We start from the raw sequence: 18,882 nt of genomic DNA on the forward strand, positions 1-18,882 counted from the left end.
TCCTGCGGTGCTTTCGTCGTGATCGAGATTGCATAACGACCCGGCGACAGCGGCTGCGCGGGTGGGATTCTCCTGCACAATCGGGCAATGCTCATAGTTCTCGATACATCGGCGGTCACGCGAGATTCGCGTTTCGAGACTTTCGTGCGCACGGCCGTGGACCGGGGTGTCCGGGTCGCGGTTCCCCGGCTCGTTCTCCTCGAGATCGCCGACCGGTACCAGCGGGAGTCGGCGGCGATGATCGAAGCGCTCACCGTCCAGGCCAGGATGTACGACCGGCTCGGACTGCGGGACGACCTGTCCCTGTTCGTCGATGTGGCCCGTGCGAAGGCCGGCGGCTACGTGGTCGCCCTCGCCCGCGAATTGGAGAAGATCGGCGTCGAGGTGATCGAGCCGGTGGGGTGCTCGCACGTGGAGATTGCCCAGCGCGCCGTCCAGCGCCGCCGCCCCTACCGGGAGAAGAAGAGGTACGACGGCTACGCGGCGACGGTGAACTGGCTGACTGTCCTCGATCTGGCCGATCGTCACCCGGACGGTGTCGTGTGGGTCAGTGCCAACACCCGATCTTTCGGGGGCGGTGAGCCCTCGGTATGGCACGACGAGATCGCAGCCGAACTGCGGGAACGCCGATTGGACGGGCGTGTGTGGTGGGCGACCAGCCTGGCCGAGGTGGACCTCCACACCGAGGACCTACCCGGCCCGGAGCCCGAACCGGTCATCCTCGACAGTTCGGTGCCTCCTCCTGCGTCGCCCGTGGAACGGGAGCGGCCGCTGATACCGAGCCCGCCGCCGGTCACCGTGCCGCGCCCCCGCGCCGCACCTCAGCGCATTCCGCCGTCCGGGAAGGCAGACAACGGTGGGCGCCGCGGCCTCGGGAAGATGATCGGGGGGCGCACCCGGCGCGTGAGCGTCGTCGAGGAGCTCGACGACGTCGATTTCGGCTGATCCGGCTCGCTACCCGGCTGGTCACGACTCGATGCCGATGCGCCGATGCGGGACAAACGCGGCGCCGGATACTTCTACCGTGGAGAGACGCGCGTCAACGAAGACGGGCGTCGGCGACGAGGGAGCGGGCATGGGATCTGTGCCGAACGACCGCCACACACCTGCGGAACAGCGGATCGGGAAACCGACGGTGCAGTACCGGCCCGGTGCCCGACTCGCCGGGCCGAGTATCGAATCCCAGCTCCTCTACCAGGCCTGTCGCTGGTTTCTCCGCCCTGTCGTCCGAATGGCCCCGATCAACGAGTCCGCCATCCGCCGTGCGGCACTGCTCGACCTGGCCGCGGGAATGCGGCCCGCGGCCGGTATTCGCCGACAGAAAGTTCGACTGCCCGGCTTCGACGCCGAGGTCGTGCGCGCTCCCGGAGTCTCCCCGGACCTGAGCGAGGGCGTCGTTCTCTACCTTCACGGGGGTGGATTCCTCTGTTGTGGCCTGAACACGCACAGGCCGGTGGTGGCAACCATCGCGAAACTCACCGGACTGCCGGTGATGCACGTGGGCTACCGGCAGTTGCCCGACACGAACATCAGCGGATCGGTCGACGACTGCCTGACGGCGTACAAGTGGCTGCTCGAGAACGGTGCCCGGGCGGGCGGGACGGTCTTTGCCGGCGATTCCGCAGGCGGGTTCCTGGTGTTCGCGACGGCGCTGAAAGCCCGTGAGGAGGGCGTCGATCTGCCTGCCGGACTCATCGGGTTGTCCCCGTTGCTCGATCTGGACTGCGCGGAGAAGTCGGTGCACGTCAACGCGGCGAAGGACGTGTTCGCACCGATCGAGGCGCTGGTCACCATCGGGAAGCTCGGAGCCGAGGTCGACGGCGTGCTCGACCCCGCGTTGTCGCCGGTGAACGGCAATCTGGTGGGAATGCCGCCGTCGTTGCTGATCGCCGCGGAAGGTGAAGTGCTGCGGTCGGATTCGGAGTTGATGGCGCACCGGCTCAGCGCCGCGGGAGTGGCGACCACGTTGCAGATCTGGGACGGGCAGGTGCATGCTTTTCCGGCGCTGTGGCCGGGGCTGCCGGAAAGTCGTGCGGTGCTGCGGCGGATCGCCAGATTCGTGGCTGTCCGTGTCCGGCGTGACGACGGGATGGTGCAGGGCGCCACGGCGTGACGGTCAGCGCGGCGGACCCTCGTCGAGGACGATGGTGGCTGCCTGCGACTGCCCGCGGTCGTCGAGCCAGACCACCGACACCGTGTCGCCGGGGTGTTTCGTGTTCATGCGTTCGCTGAGTTCGGTCGACGAGCGGACGGGTGCTCCATCGAAATCGGTAATGATGCTGCCGATCTCGAGTCCCGCGTCGTCTGCCGGGGTCCCGATGCCGACCCACAGCACTTCGGCGCCCCGCTCGTTGTTCGTAACGTTGATGCCGAGAAGTGCTGTGTCACCGAGGTGTACGGTGGATGACGTCCTGCCGGCTCGGACCTGATCGACGACGGCCATCGCGGTGGTGATGGGGACGGCATACGAACGTGGTTGCGCGGGTGGAGGGGTCGACGGATCGGAGTCCGCGTTGCCCGCGGTGTTGACCCCGATCACGGTGGCGGTGGCGTCGACGAGGGGACCGCCCGAGTCGCCCGGGCGCACTGCGGCGTCCACTTCGATCAAGCCGCTCAACCGGTTCCGGGAACCGTCGGTCGAGCTTCTCGCGGTGATCGACTGGCCAACGTCGGTCACGAATCCTCTCGCCGCCACCGGATATCCGTTGCCCTCGGCGTTGCCCACGGCTGTCACGGGGTCACCGATCCGGGTGGCGGGCGAGGTCGCCAGCGTTGCCGTGGGCAGCGAATCCGCGCCTTGAAGTTGGAGCACCGCGATGTCGCGCGAGCTGTCGTAGCCCAGGACGTCCACCACGTAATCCGCACCGTCGGCGAGGGTGACCGCGCTGATGTCGAGTGCGCCGTCGATCACGTGATGATTGGTGAGAACGACGCCGTCGGGTGTCAGCACGATGCCCGTACCTGCGGTGTCGACGAGTCCCGAATCCGCGACGAGCGTGACGATGACCGGTACGACGCGTGCCTCGATCTCCTCGGGGGTGAGGACGACCGGCGGAGGTGGGGCGGGGGCGGCGGGCTGAGCCACGCTCACCGTGGGCACGCCCGCCTCCCGAACCGGCAGCGGGTTCAGGAGGACACCGCCGACCACCGCCACCGCCACGGCGACGACCGATGTGGTGCGGGAGCTCGGCATGCCCGGCTACCTCCGTCGAGGGGTGCGGCTCACGACTGTTTCAGAGATCCCCAACCGTGCCAGGTGTCGATGTCGATCCATGCGCTCACCCGGGCCCGGTCCCGGACCGGATACGGGTTGCCGGTGTAGTGCCTGGCGATGCGGTCGATGTCGTCGAGATTCTCGTCGTCGAGCAGCTTGACTACCCGCCCCTGGATGCTGACGTGGGTGATCCAGTCCTGTGGGTCCATCGCAGTGAGGCTCACCCGCGGATCGTGGCGCAGATAGTCGAGCCGCTTTCGCCCCGAATCCATGTTGACCAGCACTTTCCCGTCCTCGTAGAGGTACCAGGTGGCCACTGACACGGGCTGCCCGTCCGGCCGGACGGCGGTGATGGTGGCGTAATTGGGCCGCGCGAACATCTCGGCGGCCTCCTGCGGGAGGGGAGGCTTCGGCATGGTGACCTCTCGTCGGGTGGTGCGCTCACGTTCCAGTGCGAAAGATACCCCGACTACCCCGCGCTCACCCGCGGACCGGGAACTGAAGTTCACCAAACCAGCGCAGCGCCCCGCATATCCCGTGCCTATCGGGTGTCGCGGAACCGGGGAGTGCGGTCCTCCTTGCGGGCGGCGGTGGCTTCCTCGAAGTTGTCGGTGAGCAGTCGCACGAGGAGTTGCCCGAGACCTTCCTGGTGGATATGGGACTCCAGCGATGCCGCGTCGAGTCCCGACCACAGGGTGCGCTTGGTCAGCTCCAGGCCCGGACGGGAGAACGTCGCCATCCGCTCGGCCAGGTCGAAGCACGCGCCCAGTAGGTCGTCGGCAGGCACGCACCGCGACACCAAGCCGATCCGCTCGGCTTCCTCGGCGTGGACGTCCCGGCCCGACAGCATGATCTCGAAGGCACGGGACGAGCCGATCGCGCGGGGAAGTAGGTAGCTGAGTCCCAACTCGCTCGCGGTGAGCCCGTTGTTGATCCCGGCGGCGCGGAAATAGGCGGCGTCCGAGGCGATCCGGACGTCGGATGCGAGCGCGAGGCACAGCCCACCGCCGATGGCGGCACCGTTGACTGCGCTGATCACTGGCTGGTGCATGCGGCGAAGCGCAAGTACGACGTTGTCCAGCATCTCCATCGCACGCAGGGCGACGGTCGGCCGGGTCAGGCCGTCGATGTGCGGCGGGCTGCCCGCGGACGTCTGGTCCGCGCCGGAAGAGAACCCCTTTCCGGCGCCGGTGACCACGACGGCTCGTATCGCGTTGTCGTGGCTGATCCGTTCGAGTGTTTCCCGAAACGGCACCATGACGTCGAACGCCATCGCATTCATGCGTTCCGGGCGATTGAGCGTCACCAGGGCGACGCCCGGCCGTGGATGGTCGACGAGAACGAAGCTCACAGCGTCTCCTAGGCGGGCGATACCCGTGTCCGGTCGCCTTCCATACTAGAACACGTTTCAGTTATTGGGGCTCCGCTGCGACTTTTCCCGATACGCGTTCATGGTGACGGCGAGTGGTCGACCTCCGATGTCGCTGACAGCGCCGCAACCGAGCGCATCACCGGCCGCCACACTTCCTCGAGAACGGCGGGGTCGATGATCAAGCTCAGGTGCCCACCCTTCACGAGACGCCGCGTGATGTGCCCCGGTGGGGTGGAGATGTGGCGTTCCAGCGCCCACACCTGCTCGGGTGGTGTGAACTCGTCATCGGAGCCCGCTATCAAGAAGACGGGACACGAAATCGACTCGAGCGTAATGTTTCCCGCTTTCACGCGGAGCTCGTTCGAGATCAGCCGATTCGTCAACAGCTCCTCGATCATCCAGTCGCGGAATCGGTCCGGTAACTGCTGCGACCATGCGAACCACCGTCTACGCTCGAGATAGCGTTCCACGGCCTCCGGTTCATCGATGTGCGCAAGCAGCGTCATGGCGTGTTCGAACTCCGCAGTAGGTCTCCCCAGGGGGACGCCGGCCGCTTCACCCAGTCGATACTGCAATCCGGCGATTGCCACGGCGCACGCCCGTAACCATGCGGCGCTCGGATCACGCAACCAGCTGCCCATCACCTCGACGACGTGCGGTCGTCCGGCGTGGAAATCGATCGGCGCACCTGCGATGACGAGTGAGTGGGCCGCGGCGGGATGAAGAGCCGCGAAAATCGTGGCAAGCCATCCACCCTGGCTGAAGCCGACCAAATTGATCCTGCCGCCCAGGAACTCGGTTGTCTCGGTGAGCAAGTCGAGGTAGTCGTCGATCGACGCGTTGGTGTTGTCGGGAGTGCGGCCGTGCCAGTCGAGGCAGTAGAGATTGTCGATTCCGGCCTCGCGGAGCGTGTACATCAGACTCCGTCCGTCCGCATAGTCCACGATCGAGGAGGCGCGACCCGAGTGGGGTGGGATCACCAAGGTCGGGATCTGGTCGGTGCGTCCGTCGGTGGAGTAGTTGCGGCAATCGGCCAGTCGACCCCGACGAGCAACGTCACTGTGATGCGCCCACTTCGGGCATTCGCGCGAGCTCACCGCTACCCAGAACGAGAGCACGTCGTCGGCTATGTCGAACGGGTTTGCCCTTCGGCGACAGAGTCCTGCCAAGTACCCCGACCATCCCTCGACTGCCGCCGCCCCCACCTCGAGCGGGAAAAGAGCGAGGTCTCTCCAGTGCCTATTCCCTGCTGTCGTCATGCAGCTGGCTCCTGTCGGGTGCATGTGCGTGCTCTCACTGGCAGACGGCGATGGCCGGGATGTGTCATCCCGGCCATCGCTGCTGTCACGTTATTTCAGCACTGAGCGTGCAGCGTCGGTGAACGCTGTGCTGATCCCGTTGACGAGGGACACCTGTGCCTTCGTGAGGCTACTGATCCACTCGACGTTGCTGCTGGTGCCGATCTTCTCCTGGAATTCGAGGACACTGCCGAGGGCCTTCTCGTAGGTGTCGAGCGAGAGGTTTCCGCTCTGCTTCGCGGCGTCGACCACTTTTTCGTTGAGGGATGAGATCCGCTCGGTCGATTCGTCGAGTGCCTTGCTGAGGCCGGCAGCCGCTGCGGTGGTGGCGTCGGTGACTGTCTTGGCTGTGGTCACGTTCTTACTCCTTGGGTGGGGGTAACGTCAGTGAGCACATTAGCAGGTTAGCAATCTGATTGCTAACGTACCTGTCGCCTGATTACTGGGAGACGTACGTCCCCGGGGCCTCGGCCAGGACGGGATGCTTGGCACTGCCCACTGCCGGCGGTGCCACCATGTCGCCGGCGCGAGAAGCTGACCACTGTGTCCAGTCCTCCCACCACGAGCCGGAATGCTTCTCGGACAAAATCTGCCAGTCCGCCGGATTCGCGGGCATGGTCCGGCGTTCGCCCGAATCGGGTGCGCCGACGGCATGGAAGAAGCACCGGTTGTTCGGTGGATTGACCGCACCGGCGATGTGGCCCCCGTTGGTGAGGACGAAACGCACGTCTCCGCCGAGTAGATGCACACTCTTATACGACGAGGTCCACGGCACGATGTGGTCGTTGACGGCGCCGACGATGTAGGCATCGCACGTGACCTTCGTCAGATCCAGCTGCTGACCGTCCAATACGTATACCCCAGAGGATAATTCGTTTCGGCCGTAGAGGGATCGCAGGTACTGGGAGTGCATCGTGGCGGGCATCCTGGTCTTGTCCTCGTTCCACGCGAGGATGTCGAACGCGGCCGGCTTTTCGCCCTTCATCCAGCGCGAGACCCAGTAGCTGAAGATCAACTCTTTGGCCTTGATCAGGTCGAAGGTGCCACTCATCTCGTCGCCGGACAGAAAGCCCTGCCGCCGCATACGCATCTCGACACGGTCGAGGGTGTCTGGATCGACCAGAAGTTTCAGCTCGCCGACCTCGCTGTAATCGAGCAGCGTGTTCAGCATCGTCAGTGAGTTGATGCGGTCGTCTCCGGTTGCAGCGAGACGGGCCGCTCCCATCGCGGCCATAGCGCCACCGAGGCAGATGGAGAGGATGTCGATCTTCCCCGAACCGGTGACCTCTTCGACGACGTCCATGGCGGCAGCGAACCCGCGAAGGTAGTAGTCGTCCATCGTGATGTCCATCATGGACCGGTCGGGATTGCGGTAGGAGATCGCAAAGACTGTGCGCCCGTGCGCGACCGCCCACTCGATGAGGCTGCGTTTCGGCGCGAGATCGAGTATGTAGTACTTGTTGATCCACGGTGGGGAGACAAGGATCGGGACCGCATGCACGGAGGGGGTCTGCGGTTGGTACTGGATCACTTCGATCAAGTCGTTGCGAAAAACGACTTTGCCCGGCGTGGCTGCAAGGTTGTCACCGAGAGTGAAGGCGGCCCGATCGACTTTCACCGGCTGCCCCTTCCGCTTGATGATGTCCTCGGCAGCGAAAAGGGCACCGCGAACGAGGCTCGCCCCGCCGGTGTCGAACGCGCGGGTCAGTACACCCGGATTGGTGAGCGGGAAATTGGTGGGCGACAGGGCGTCGAGCATCAGGTTCACGATTTGCCGTGCCTTGGCGTCCTGTAATTCGTCTCCCGCGCCCGCCTCTGTGAGGTCTTCCGCGAGTGCACGAGTCGCGAGATAGCTTTGGTGCAGAGAGAAGAATGCGGGATTTTCGCGCCACGCCGCGTCGGCGAATCTCTTGTCGCTCGGGTCGACCGGGATGGGAGGTTGGGGGTCGACGTCGTTGAACACTCGAACAGCAGCCGCCGGAATGTGGGCGAGGTGGGTGGCGTAGTTCGTCGACGCGGCGACGACGGCCTGAGGATTCTTTGCTGCGCGGCCGGCGACGGACGCCACCGCGGGGCCCCAGCCGATGGGGTCGATCCGCGAGGCGATCTTCTTGTGCAGGTTGTCGATCACACGTTGCTCCCCAAGAATCGAATCGTCATGTCCGCCACGCACGCGGGACGTTCGGAGCCGTCGACGGACATGGTCAGGGCCGACGTCACCTGGTAGCCACCTCTACATGCTTTGACGGTGGTGACCTCAGCGGTCAAACGCAGGTGAGAACCGACGGGAACGGGCGCCGTGAACCGTGCATTGCCAATACCGCAATTGATCACCTGCTCGCTGTCGACGACATCGATCAGTTGCCAGAATAAACTGGGTGCCAATGACAATGTGAGGAATCCGTGTGCAATTGTCGTCCCGAGCGGACCTTCCTTCGCGCGCTCGGGATCGGTGTGGATCCATTGGTGATCATTCGTCGCATCGGCGAACAAGTTGATCTGTTGCTGAGTGATCTGTACGGCACTCGACGTGCCGAGTTCGGTACCGACGAGGGTGGGGAGGTCTTCGAGTGCGACGGCGCGCGCGGTGGTGTGTTCTGTCTGCACGGTATTCCTGTGAGGTGATCTTGCTGCGGATCTCGCAGAGGCGAAGAGTGGGATGGCGCCGGTAGCGCCCGATCACACGTTGACACAGGAATGTTTGAACTGCATATTACCGAGGGGTACACTGCACGGTCACTTGCGTCGGCGTACTTTCACTGCTGCACGAGCCGGTCCATACGGCCTCTCTATCTGCGGGGACTCGTCGTCACACTTATGTTTACCAGGGTATGTGACATGCAACACAGCGTGGGCGGTCGGTGATCTGCACGACGCCGTCAGTCTTGTGGTCCGGTGCTCGGACGCTTCCGTTTGGCGACGGTGAGCTGCCGGAAGGCCTCGTACATTTCCTCGATTGCCTTCCGCTGCGCATTGGTGAGGTCCGGGTCCTCCCGGAGCGCCGTTATCACTGCGGAAGCGGAGTCCTTCTGCGCTCGCGACGCCTCCGACACCAGCATGTCAGCGGAAAGATGAAGCTGATCGGCGATGGCCTGCAGGACGCGGTCGCTCGGCTCCCGGAGGTTCCGCTCGATCTGTGACAGGTACGGATTCGAGATTCCCACCATCGCAGCCAACTGACGCATCGGGAGCTCGGCCATCTCCCGCTGGCGCCTGATCAACTCACCAAGTGTCAGTCCGCGCGGAGCCTCTCGATCCATGAGTGCATTCTAGGCCTTCGGCCCGTGCGCCTTTCTGGTAGCTGGGACTACCAGAAAGGCGCACGGGCGCGGAGCGCCTAGAGCGTGCGAGAGATGAGTTCCTTCATGACCTCGTTGGATCCGGCGTATATGCGCTGGATCCGGGCGTCGGCGTACATCTGGGCGATGGGGTATTCGAGGATGTAGCCGTATCCTCCGAAAAGCTGCACGCAGCGGTCGATCACTGAGCACTGCTGGTCGGTGAGCCAGTATTTGGCCATTGCGGCCGTGGCGACGTCGAGCTCACCGCGGAGATGCTTGACGATGCAGTCGTCGAGGAAGGTCCGCGACACCCGGGCGATTGTGGCGCACTCGGCCAGTTCGAAGCGGGTGTTCTGCAGGTCGAACAGGGTCTTGCCGAACATCGTCCGAGACTTCGCGTACTCCGCGGTGAGGGCGACCGCGCGTTCGATCGCAGCGACTGCGGCAACACCGCAGATCAATCGCTCCTGGGGAAGCTGCTGCATCAGTTGGACGAAGCCGGCACCCTCGGTCGGACCGAGGAGATTCTCGGCGGGCACTCGGACGCCGTCGAAGAACAGTTCGGTGGTGTCCTGCCCTTTCTGTCCCACCTTGTCGAAGATTCGCCCCCGCGTAAAACCCGGAGTGTTGTTGTCGACTTCGGCGACGATCAGCGACACACCCTTCGCGCCGAGGGCGGTATCGGTCTTGGCGGCGATGATGACGAGGTCGCAGTTGTACCCGTTGGAGATAAAGGTTTTTGCGCCGGTTACGAGGTAGTCGTCGCCGTCCCGCACAGCTCTGGTAGTGATGCTCTGCAGGTCCGATCCGGTGCCGGGTTCGGTCATGGCTATCGCACCCACCCACTCACCGCTGGTGAGCCGGGGAAGCCACCGTGATTTCTGTTCGTCGGTTCCGTACGCGTTCAGGTAGTGCGGAACGATCCCTGAGTGGACGCCCAGCTGAAGCGAGTGGTCCCCGGCCATCACCTGTTCGTGGAAGAGGACCGCATCGTGTGCGAACGTGCCACCACCCCCGCCGTATTCGGTGGGAATGGACATGCCCGACAGGCCGAGTTCGCCGAGCGTTCGGTAGGTGTCCCTGTCGGGGAATCCCTGCTTGGCAAAGCGCTGTTGGTGGGGAGTCACCTCCTTGGCGAAGAAGTTGCGCGCGAGTTCGGCTACGGCGGCGAGATCCTCGTCGATCCAGGCGGAGTCCGCCAGTGTCGACGCCGAGTGTGTGGTGGTCATCGTGTTCTTTCGTCAGCAGGGTCGGGTTCGCAAAAGGTGCTGTCAGCCTGCGACTGCGGGCGCCGTGTCGGCGCGACGGAGCGCGGCTTCGTGGACACCCTCGGGTGCCGGCTGGGCGTAGAGATTCTCGATCTCGGCAGCGTATTTCGCGGCGATGGGTTTGCGGCGCAGCTTCATGGTGAGGGTCAATTCGTCGCTGCCGGGCTCCCAGAAAGAGGGAAGGATAGTGAACTTCTTGATCTGCTCGACCCGCGAGAGGCGGGCATTTCCTGCGGCGACAGCTTCGGCGACCACGGCGACAACAGCGGGGTGTGCTGCCAGAGTCGCGGCATCCGCCTGTACATCCAGCTGAGCCGCATATCGTGCTGCCGCGTCGGGGTCCAACGCGATCAGTGCGGTGTTGTACGGTCGGGCATCACCGATGGTGGAAACGTTACCGACGAGCGAGGACTGGGCCTTGATCGCGTTCTCGATCCCGGCTGGTGACATATTCTTGCCCGAAGAGTTGATGATCAACTCTTTCTTTCGATCGATGATGGTGAGGAATCCGTCGTCGTCGACGGTCACGATGTCTCCCGTGGACAGCCATCCGTCAGCGTCGACTGCCTCCGCCGTTTTCTCCGGCTCGCCGCGGTACCCCTTCATGACCAGCGGGCCGCGGACGAGCAGCTCGCCGTCGTCGGCGATCCGCATGTCCATGCCGGGAACGATTTTGCCGACCGTTCCCAGTTTGGTGGGGTCCGCAGGAGCGGCGCTCGCGATGCACGTCAATTCCGACATGCCCCAGATTTCCGAGATGTTCAGACCGAGCGCGCCGAAGAATGCCAGGGTGTCGGCGGGGATGGGGGCCGCGCCGGATACGGCCCACTTCAGGGCGTCGAATCCGAGTTGCGCCCGCAGCGGCGCCAGCACTCGCGTTTCTGCAGAAACGAATTCGGCTTCGAGTTCCGCGGGTACGGGTTGGCCGGCCCGCAGCATCGCAAACCGGCGGGCGCCCACCGCGAGGCCCCATTGCAATCCCTGGCGCCGGGTTTCCTCCGGCTCGTCGGCTACCGCCCGCTCCACTGCGACCTGGAGCTTTTCCCAGACGCGTGGGACTGCACCCCAGATGGTCGGCCGGCAATCGGGGAGGGCGGCGGCGATCTGTGAGATCTCCTCGACAACGGTGATTTCGGTGCCGAAGACCATCTGGAAGTAGAGACAGGTCATCCGGTCGGCGATGTGCGCGGATGGCATGAACGAGGTGATCCGGTCGCCGAATTCGATCGGCAGGATCTCGCGCACTGCGCTGGCCTCGAACAGTAACGCGGCGTGTGTCGATTCGACGCCCTTGGGATTTCCGGTCGTCCCCGAGGTGTAGATGAGCGTGGCAACGTCGTCCGGTTGCACGGCTCGCCAGGCCGAGTCGAAGTCGAAGTCTGCGGGACGCAGCGTTTTCATCTCGTCCAACGAGAGGGTTCCGGCGGGTGCGGTCGCCGAGTCGCCATCGACGACGACGATCCGCGAGGGCTGCACGCCGGATTCTCTGATTCGTTCGACGTACTGCGCCTCGCACACGACCACCTTCGCTCCCGCATTGCGGAGGACATGGGCGATGGCGTCCGGCGGTGAGGTGTTGTAGATCGAGAACGAGGTGGCACCGACGTGTTGGGCACCCACGTCCACCGGGTAGAAGTCGAGGCGGTTTCCCATCATGAGTGCCACGGTGTCCCCGCGCCCGACGCCGAGCCCGGCGAACCCGGCTGCCACGTCCCGTACCTGTTCCGCGTAGTCCCGCCAGGTGAGTACTTCGGTGCCGCCCACGGTGCGGAGCGCGATCGATTCGGGTTCGATGGCTGCGACGCGTTGAAACGCCTCGCACAAGGTGATAGGAGCTCGAGTCGGGGTCATGGCATCTTCCTGGTGGAGGGGGGTGATCCGGCAGCGGTTGAGGTGGCAGGTCGAGCCTCGAGTTCACGGATGAGCTCGTGGCAGTCGTGGTCGGCAGCGAGGTAGCCGTCTGCGAAGACATTCACGAGTCCGCGCCCGAGCGCCCAGGGCTGCCAGGCCGCGGGCGCCAGGGTGCGTCCGGCGCGTCGGGCGATGGCGTCGGCAATGACGGTCGCGGCGTCCTCGGCGCTGATACGGCGCCGCAACGGCCGCGGCAGGCGGGCATCGAGTTTCCGACCGAGCTCGTCGTCGTCCAGCGTTGCGCGAGCCAGTTGGGTGTCCACCATGCCGAAGTAGGCGACACCGGCGGAGGCGCCATAGCCTGCGAGTTCGAGGCGCAGAGCCCGGCCGAGTTGCTCGACGGCCGCCTTGCTGATCATGTACGACGCACCGGCGAGTCCGGGAGCGAACGCAGCCGCGGACGACACCACGACGATGTGGCCACGCCGTTCGATCACTTCGTCGACGGCCGGACGGACGGTATTGAATACTCCGGTGAGGTTGATGTCTATGACCCGATCGAAGGCGGCGGGGTCGATTCGGCGAAGAGTGGCCGGGGGCGGTGTCACTCCGGCGTTCGCGATGACCACGTCGAGCCGTCCTGTCCGTTCGATCACCTCCTGCACGGCTGCACTCATGCCGTCCCGGTCGCGGACGTCGGCGACCAGAGTCGAGACGCGTTGCCTTCCGAGTACGAATTCCGCTGCGGTAAGGGCGGATCGGTTGATGTCGATCAATGCGACTGTTGCTCCGCGGGCGTGCAGTGTGCGGGCTGTGGCCAATCCGATGCCGTCGCCGCCGCCGGTGATCAGGACGACTTTGCCTGCGACGTCGTATTCAGCCCCCTTGCCGGGTAGTGGCAGTCCCAGGTCACGCAGTGTGCGGGTGACTGCCGATCGCTTCCTGAAGGTCGCCATCGTCAGTTCCTTCCGTGGAGCAGTGTGATGAGGAAGCGGACGAGCGAGTCGACCCATCGTGTGCGCCGGAATGTCGTGAGCGGCAGAACAGAAGGGAAGCGCTGTCGGGTCATGGCCCGTGGAAAAGTGAATTCCTTCAAGCCGTCCGGGCCGTGGACGCGACCGAATCCGGAATCGTCGACCCCGCCCAGGGGCAGACCTGGAACGGCCGCGTAGAGAACGTAAGAATTGACGGAGACTGCACCGGTGCGAATCCTCCGCGCGATGTCCTCGCCGTGCCGGCGTGAGAAGACGCTGAGACCCAAACCATATCGGCTCGAGTTGGCCCGTTCCACGGCCTCGTCCATATTCCGAACTCGCGACACGATCAGGGTGGGGCCGAAGGTTTCCTCGGTTACCGCGACGCTGTTCTCCGGCACGTCCACGAGAATGGTGGGTTGCACGAACTGGCCCTCGACCGCGTCAGGCCCGCCGAGCACCACCCGCCCGCCCTTGTCGATCGCATCGTTGATGTGGCGACGGACGACGTCGACCTGCGAGGGCATGGTGATCGGGCCGATGTGCGCATCGATGTCCGAGCCCGCACGAATGCGGGACGCGTGGGCCACGATTCTGTCGAGAAATTGGTCGAAAATGCTCTCGTGCACGTACACCCGCTCGACCCCGAGGCAGGTCTGTCCGGCATTGGACAGCCCACCCCACACAGCGGCATCAGCCGCAGAATCGAGGTCCGCGTCGGAGTTGACGATCAGTGCGTCCTTGCCGCCGCATTCCATAAGGACGGGGGTGAGCGTTTCCGCGCACACAGCCATGACTTTCTTGCCGGTCGAGGTGGACCCGGTAAATCCGATCTTGTTCACGCCGGATCGGCACAGCGCAGCTCCCGTGGAACCGTCGCCGGTGACGACCTGCAACACGGGATGTTCCGGCACCGCTTGGGTAAAGGCCTCGACCAGCCACACCCCCACGCCTGGGGTGTACTCGCTCGGCTTGTAGACCACTGTGTTCCCGGCTGCAAGGGCGAACGACAGCGACCCGAGCGGAGTGAAGATCGGGTAGTTCCACGGTCCGATCACACCGACCACCCCGAGGGGGAGGTATTCGACACTGGCCGATTGGTTGAGGGTGAGCGCGCTCGAGCGGACAGTGCGCCGGCGAAGTACCTTGCCGGCGTTCTTCGCCGCCCACGCGAGGTGTTCCAAGGCCATCGCGATCTCGAGCATCGCGTCTGCGCGTGGCTTCCCCATTTCCATGTGGACGAGGTCCGCGAGTTCCGTTGCCCGCCGTGCGATGATGCCACGCCAGGCATCGAGCCTGTGGGCTCGTTCGTCGAATCCCAGTGAGGCCCACCAGTCGGCGGCGTCACGCGCACGGGCTACGGCGTCATCGACGTCGCGTGTCGAACCGAGGGGGTGAACGCCGACAACCCGTCCCGTTGCCGGACTGATCACATCGAAGGTGGAATCTGCAGCCGTGGTGGTGGTCATCGAGATGCACCCTTCGGATGGTCGAGTGCCTTGTGGGCGAGGCCGCGCGCCCATCCACGCGTCACGCGGCGGAGGACCGGCTGGGACCACGCGATCAACGGGGTGAGCATGGGCGTGGTCTCCATAGCGAAAGTCCAGGTGAGCCGAGTGCCGTCCGGGTGCGGGTCGAGCGTGATGTCTTCGGCGAACCGACGGAAGCCGGGCCTGGACGCGCTTTCGGCGGTGAAGGTGATCTGCCTGCCCTCTTCCCAGCGGTAGAAGCGTTCCCGCAGGGCCGCTGCACCGTGACCGAGTGTCACCGTCCTTGTGGTGCCGATGCCGAAGGGTCGAGGTGAAGTCCAGTCGCTTGCGGTGATGAGCGACGACCAGGACACCAATGCGTCGTGGGCGGTGAGAACACTCCACACGTGTGCAGGGTCCGTCGACAAGTAGACGACGTGCACGATTCGGAATCTGGCGGTCTTCAGGAACTCGTCGTCTGCGGCGGCGAGCGGGTACCAGCGCGTCATAGGTCGATCACCAGAGGTCCGCCGGCAGAGCGAGAAAGGCAGATCAACATCGAGTCCTGTCGCTCGGCGTCCGTCAGGATGCGGTCGCGGTGTTCGACGTCTCCGGCGAGGACCCGCACTCGACAGGTGCCACAGAAGCCCTGCTGACACGAGTAGGCGACCCCTGGGATTTCACGGCGTATCGCGGTCAGCGCGGTTTCGTCCTCGGCCACCGATACGGTCGTTCCCTGTTTCGCGAGGCGTACGTCGAACCGGTGCCCATCGACCACAGGCAATGCCGAAAACCGTTCGGTGTGCAGGGAGCCGGTCGGGTTGAGCGTGTGCATGACACCGCGTGCAGGGGTCATCAGCGGTGTCGGTCCACACAGGTACACGGCTGCACCCGGTTCCGCGGTGGTGAGAATCTCGGTGATGTCGGGTGGGCCGGATTCGTCGTCCGGTCTCACTTCGACCCGGCCGGTGTATCGCGCGAGTTCGTCGAGGAACGGCATGGTGGTGCGCGACCGGCCGAGATACACGAGTCGCCAGGATTGTCCCCGCTCGTGACACTTTCTCACCATCGGCAGGATCGGTGTGATTCCGATACCGCCGGCGATGAACAGATACGAGTCGGCAGTCACCAACGGAAAGGCATTGCGCGGACCGCGTATGCGCACGCGGTCCCCGGCTTCGAGCGTCTCGTGGATTTCCTTCGAACCGCCCAGGCCGCCGTTGATGCGGCGGACGGCGATGCGGTACGACGACAGATCGTCGGGGTCACCGCACAACGAGTACTGACGCTGCCGGCCCGACGGCAGGAAGACGTCGAGGTGAGCACCCGGAATCCAGGACGGCAACGTGCCTCCGTCGGGCGACGTCAAGGTGAGGCTGACCACGTCCTCCGCCTCCTGCCTCACCTCGTCGATGGTGAGGGTCATGCCGAATCCATTGTTGCGTACTGGATTCGGTCGTGACAGCCACGATGCGGCACGGCTCGCCGCGAAGACGTGCCGGTACGCGACCGTTGCCTGCGCCGCCAACCGGAGCGCTCGAGTGGGCTCGAACTCGGTTCGGTCGGAGGCGGGGTCGTCGATCCCGTCCGAGTGGGTCGTCATCATGAGTGGTCTCTCTCGCTAGGAGCGGTTGACTGCGGGGGACTGTGCGAGGTAGCGCATCGCGATATCCATGTCGCCGATCTGCGACGGGTGGAAGCTGGGGCGCAGGTATGGCGGAATCTCCGTCACCAAGAATTTGAGGTTCGGCACCAATCCGCGCCGGATCGCGCTGATCAACTGCAGCGGCCAGAAGCGCCCCTTCTCGGTGGACGGGTCCGCTCGGAACAAGTAGTTCATCGACGACAGGAACAGGACGATGAGGGTAAAACTGGCGATCAGAGCCGTGCGCACCCGCCGCGCATAGCTGCCGTCCACGTACATGAAGGCGTCGAAAGCGACATTGCGGTGCTCGACCTCTTCGGCGCCGTGCCACCGGACCATGTCGAGCATGACCGGGTGCATGCCCGCCTTCTCGAGGGCCGGGTCGGTCAGCAACCACTCGCCGACGACAGCGGTGTAGTGCTCCATGGCGGCGAACAGGCCCAACCGTTCGCACAGCCAGGCCCGTTTGGCGCGGCCCGACAACCCGCGATCACCCAGGATCCGGTCGACGAGCCAGTCCATCTTGCGCGACATCGGCGTAATGTCCATGCCGAGCTCCGCGAGATGCTCGCGTGCCCCCTTGTGCGAGGCGGCGTGGGTCGCCTCCTGGCCCACGAAGCCCACTACTTCCTCGTGGAGTCGTTCGTCCTCGATCAGGGGCAGTGCCTCGGCCAGGGTCGCGGACATTGCACGCTCCCCTTCGGGAAGGACCAGGTGCATGAAGTTGATGACGTGCGTTGCCATCGGCTCTCCGGGAATGTAGTGCAAAGGCACTCCTTCCCAGCTGAACTCGACGTCACGAGCCGTGATTGCGTGGGATTCGTCCGTGTACCGGCGCGCGCCTGCGGGGTCGACCACCGGTTTCCGTCCGATGCGGGGGAAGGTCATCATCCTGCTGTCCTCACTGTCGGTTGCGACGAGATTCCCGCTCGTCGGGTGACGTATTTGGCGAGGTCCGCCCGCCGGGTGCGTGCACGGAAACTCCGGTTGAAACCCGGGTAGAAGGTGAAGTTGCGGCCTTCACCGCTCAGGTAGTAACTGGCACAGCCGCCGGCGTTCCACACCGATTTCTGCAAACGCTCGTCCACGTCGTCCACGAACGCCTGCTGCACCTCCGGGCGGACGTCGATGCTTGCCATTCCCTGCGCTTCCATCTGCTGCAGAGCGCTCAGGATGTATTTCACCTGGGCCTCGATCGTCACCACCTGGGAGGTGTAGGTGACGGAATTGGGGCCGAGCAGCATGAAGAAGTTGGGAAAGCCGCTGATCGTCGTGCCGAGATAGGCCCGGGCATTGCCGTCCCAGGCCTCGGCCAACGTGCGGCCGTCCCGCCCGCGCACCACGTCGAACGCCGGATTGTCGGTCAGCCTGAAGCCGGTGCCCATCACGATCGTGTCGAGTTCGTGCAGCGTGCCGTCGACGGTCACGATCCCGTTCGGTCGCACTTCCCGTATTCCCTCGGTGACCACCGCGGCGTTCGGTTGTGCCAGTGCCGGATAGTAGGCGTTGGAGAACGTCGGACGCTTACACCCGAAGGCATACGTGGGAGTGAGCTTGCGTCGCAGTTCCGGGTCTCGGATCTGGCGTTTGAGGTGCGCGCGGCCGAGGCTCGCGAGACCTTTCAGCAGTGCGGGTCGATACACGAACCCCGGGACCATCGCCTCCTGCACCAGATCGAGTCCGGTCCGTGCGAGCCGTTGGACGAGGGGTATCCGCTCGAACAGTGTCCGGGGCCATCCGGTCATCGGCTGGTCGGGATGGGGGAGTATCCACGTCGGAGTCCGCTGGAACACCGTCAACGATCCGGCGATCGGCTGGATTCGCGGAATGATCTGCACTGCCGACGCGCCGGTTCCGACGACGGCAACTCTGTCACCGGACAGATCGTGCTCGTGATTCCACGCCGCGGAGTGGAAGACCGTGCCCTCGAAGCTGTCGAGTCCGGGTAGGTCCGGGACTGCCGGTTCACTGAAGGGACCCATGGCCCCCACGAGAATTCTGGCTTCCCAGCTCCCCTGATCGGTCGTCACGTGCCAGACCTGCGCGGCGTCGTCCCAGGTCGCGTCCCGCACCTCGCAATTCAGACGCAGATGCGGCACTATCCCGAAGTCCTCGGCGCAGGCGCGCAGATAGTCGTGGATTTCAGGCTGCAGCGGGTACAACCTCGTCCAGTTCGGATTCGGCGCGAACGAAAACGAGTACAGGATCGACGGGATATCGCACTGGGCCCCTGGGTAGGTGTTGACCTGCCACGTTCCACCAACCTCACTCGCTCGATCGAGCACGACGAAATCGTCGATGCCGGCTTGTTTCAGCTGCATCGCCGTTCCGAGCCCGCCGAACCCGGCGCCGATGACGAGTACATGCACCTTCTCGCGACTGTCGTGGACCGGGCATTCAACCGGTTGTGTAGCGCTGACCATGTGGGGCGTCCTCCTCGTCGATGCCGCCGTATGGCCTGACATTAGAAGTGACATCAGTCAATGTCAACAGCGTATGATGTCAACATT

The 18,882-nt window shown here is 64.6% G+C and carries 18 protein-coding genes; 2 read left to right on the top strand and 16 right to left on the bottom strand.

All coding sequences use genetic code 11. The features are described 5' to 3' along the window. Nucleotides 1-87: 87 nt before the first annotated feature. The gene (locus CBI38_RS02335) at nt 88-945 is read left to right on the top strand and encodes a PIN domain-containing protein (protein ID WP_109326062.1); all 858 of its coding nucleotides are present in this window, start codon (nt 88-90) and stop codon (nt 943-945) included. 130 nt (nt 946-1,075) lie between these two features. Beyond that, nucleotides 1,076-2,113 (top strand): alpha/beta hydrolase, encoded by a 1,038-nt coding sequence (locus CBI38_RS02340; RefSeq protein WP_109326063.1) that lies wholly within the window; start codon nt 1,076-1,078, stop codon nt 2,111-2,113. 3 nt (nt 2,114-2,116) lie between these two features. Here the strand turns inward: CBI38_RS02340 and CBI38_RS02345 are convergent, their stop codons facing one another. The 16 genes from CBI38_RS02345 to CBI38_RS02420 all read right to left on the bottom strand — a co-directional run bounded on the left by CBI38_RS02345 (nt 2,117) and on the right by CBI38_RS02420 (nt 18,795). Further along, nucleotides 2,117-3,193 carry a S1C family serine protease gene (locus CBI38_RS02345; protein WP_109326064.1) on the bottom strand — a complete coding sequence of 359 codons (1,077 nt, stop codon included), beginning with the start codon at nt 3,191-3,193 and terminating at the stop codon, nt 2,117-2,119. Nucleotides 3,194-3,222: 29 nt separating this feature from the next. Next, the gene (locus CBI38_RS02350; RefSeq protein WP_109326072.1) at nt 3,223-3,630 is read right to left on the bottom strand and encodes a PPOX class F420-dependent oxidoreductase; all 408 of its coding nucleotides are present in this window, start codon (nt 3,628-3,630) and stop codon (nt 3,223-3,225) included. Between the two features lie 125 nt (nt 3,631-3,755). After that, nucleotides 3,756-4,565 (bottom strand): enoyl-CoA hydratase, encoded by an 810-nt coding sequence (locus tag CBI38_RS02355; protein WP_109326073.1) that lies wholly within the window; start codon nt 4,563-4,565, stop codon nt 3,756-3,758. 98 nt (nt 4,566-4,663) lie between these two features. Further along, nucleotides 4,664-5,845, bottom strand: coding sequence for an alpha/beta fold hydrolase (locus CBI38_RS02360; RefSeq protein ID WP_162603174.1), 1,182 nt, complete (start codon nt 5,843-5,845; stop codon nt 4,664-4,666). A 90-nt stretch (nt 5,846-5,935) separates the two neighbouring features. Next, nucleotides 5,936-6,241: a hypothetical protein gene (locus CBI38_RS02365; protein WP_109326075.1), complete on the bottom strand. Its 306-nt coding sequence runs from the start codon at nt 6,239-6,241 to the stop codon at nt 5,936-5,938. A gap of 82 nt (nt 6,242-6,323) precedes the next feature. Continuing rightward, the gene (locus CBI38_RS02370; protein WP_109326076.1) at nt 6,324-8,015 is read right to left on the bottom strand and encodes a PHA/PHB synthase family protein; all 1,692 of its coding nucleotides are present in this window, start codon (nt 8,013-8,015) and stop codon (nt 6,324-6,326) included. After that, complete coding sequence (locus CBI38_RS02375; RefSeq protein WP_109326077.1) at nt 8,012-8,491, bottom strand: MaoC family dehydratase; 480 nt, start codon at nt 8,489-8,491, stop codon at nt 8,012-8,014. The genes CBI38_RS02370 and CBI38_RS02375 overlap by 4 nt, the downstream gene beginning before the upstream one ends. A 272-nt stretch (nt 8,492-8,763) precedes the next feature. Next, the gene (locus CBI38_RS02380) at nt 8,764-9,144 is read right to left on the bottom strand and encodes a helix-turn-helix domain-containing protein (protein WP_109326078.1); all 381 of its coding nucleotides are present in this window, start codon (nt 9,142-9,144) and stop codon (nt 8,764-8,766) included. Between the two features lie 77 nt (nt 9,145-9,221). After that, the gene (locus CBI38_RS02385) at nt 9,222-10,394 is read right to left on the bottom strand and encodes an acyl-CoA dehydrogenase family protein (RefSeq protein WP_109326079.1); all 1,173 of its coding nucleotides are present in this window, start codon (nt 10,392-10,394) and stop codon (nt 9,222-9,224) included. Nucleotides 10,395-10,436: 42 nt separating this feature from the next. Continuing rightward, complete coding sequence (gene fadD11 / locus CBI38_RS02390) at nt 10,437-12,284, bottom strand: fatty acid--CoA ligase FadD11 (protein ID WP_109326080.1); 1,848 nt, start codon at nt 12,282-12,284, stop codon at nt 10,437-10,439. Next, on the bottom strand, nt 12,281-13,240 hold the full coding sequence (locus tag CBI38_RS02395) for an SDR family oxidoreductase (RefSeq protein WP_109326081.1): 960 nt from the start codon (nt 13,238-13,240) through the stop codon (nt 12,281-12,283). Before CBI38_RS02395 ends, fadD11 begins: the two co-directional genes overlap by 4 nt. A gap of 2 nt (nt 13,241-13,242) precedes the next feature. Then, nucleotides 13,243-14,727 carry an aldehyde dehydrogenase family protein gene (locus CBI38_RS02400; RefSeq protein ID WP_109326082.1) on the bottom strand — a complete coding sequence of 495 codons (1,485 nt, stop codon included), beginning with the start codon at nt 14,725-14,727 and terminating at the stop codon, nt 13,243-13,245. Continuing rightward, nucleotides 14,724-15,236, bottom strand: coding sequence for an SRPBCC family protein (locus CBI38_RS02405; RefSeq protein ID WP_109326083.1), 513 nt, complete (start codon nt 15,234-15,236; stop codon nt 14,724-14,726). The genes CBI38_RS02400 and CBI38_RS02405 overlap by 4 nt, the downstream gene beginning before the upstream one ends. Further along, the gene (locus CBI38_RS02410) at nt 15,233-16,333 is read right to left on the bottom strand and encodes a PDR/VanB family oxidoreductase (protein WP_109326088.1); all 1,101 of its coding nucleotides are present in this window, start codon (nt 16,331-16,333) and stop codon (nt 15,233-15,235) included. Before CBI38_RS02410 ends, CBI38_RS02405 begins: the two co-directional genes overlap by 4 nt. 15 nt (nt 16,334-16,348) lie before the next feature. After that, a complete protein-coding gene (locus tag CBI38_RS02415; protein ID WP_109326089.1) occupies nt 16,349-17,263 on the bottom strand; it encodes a metal-dependent hydrolase in 915 nt (304 codons plus the stop codon). Next, nucleotides 17,260-18,795, bottom strand: a complete 1,536-nt coding sequence (locus CBI38_RS02420) for a flavin-containing monooxygenase (protein ID WP_109326093.1) — start codon at nt 18,793-18,795, stop codon at nt 17,260-17,262. Before CBI38_RS02420 ends, CBI38_RS02415 begins: the two co-directional genes overlap by 4 nt. Nucleotides 18,796-18,882 lie beyond the last annotated feature (87 nt).

The sequence above is a fragment of the Rhodococcus oxybenzonivorans genome, from assembly GCF_003130705.1.
GTDB classification, from domain to species: domain Bacteria; phylum Actinomycetota; class Actinomycetes; order Mycobacteriales; family Mycobacteriaceae; genus Rhodococcus_F; species Rhodococcus_F oxybenzonivorans.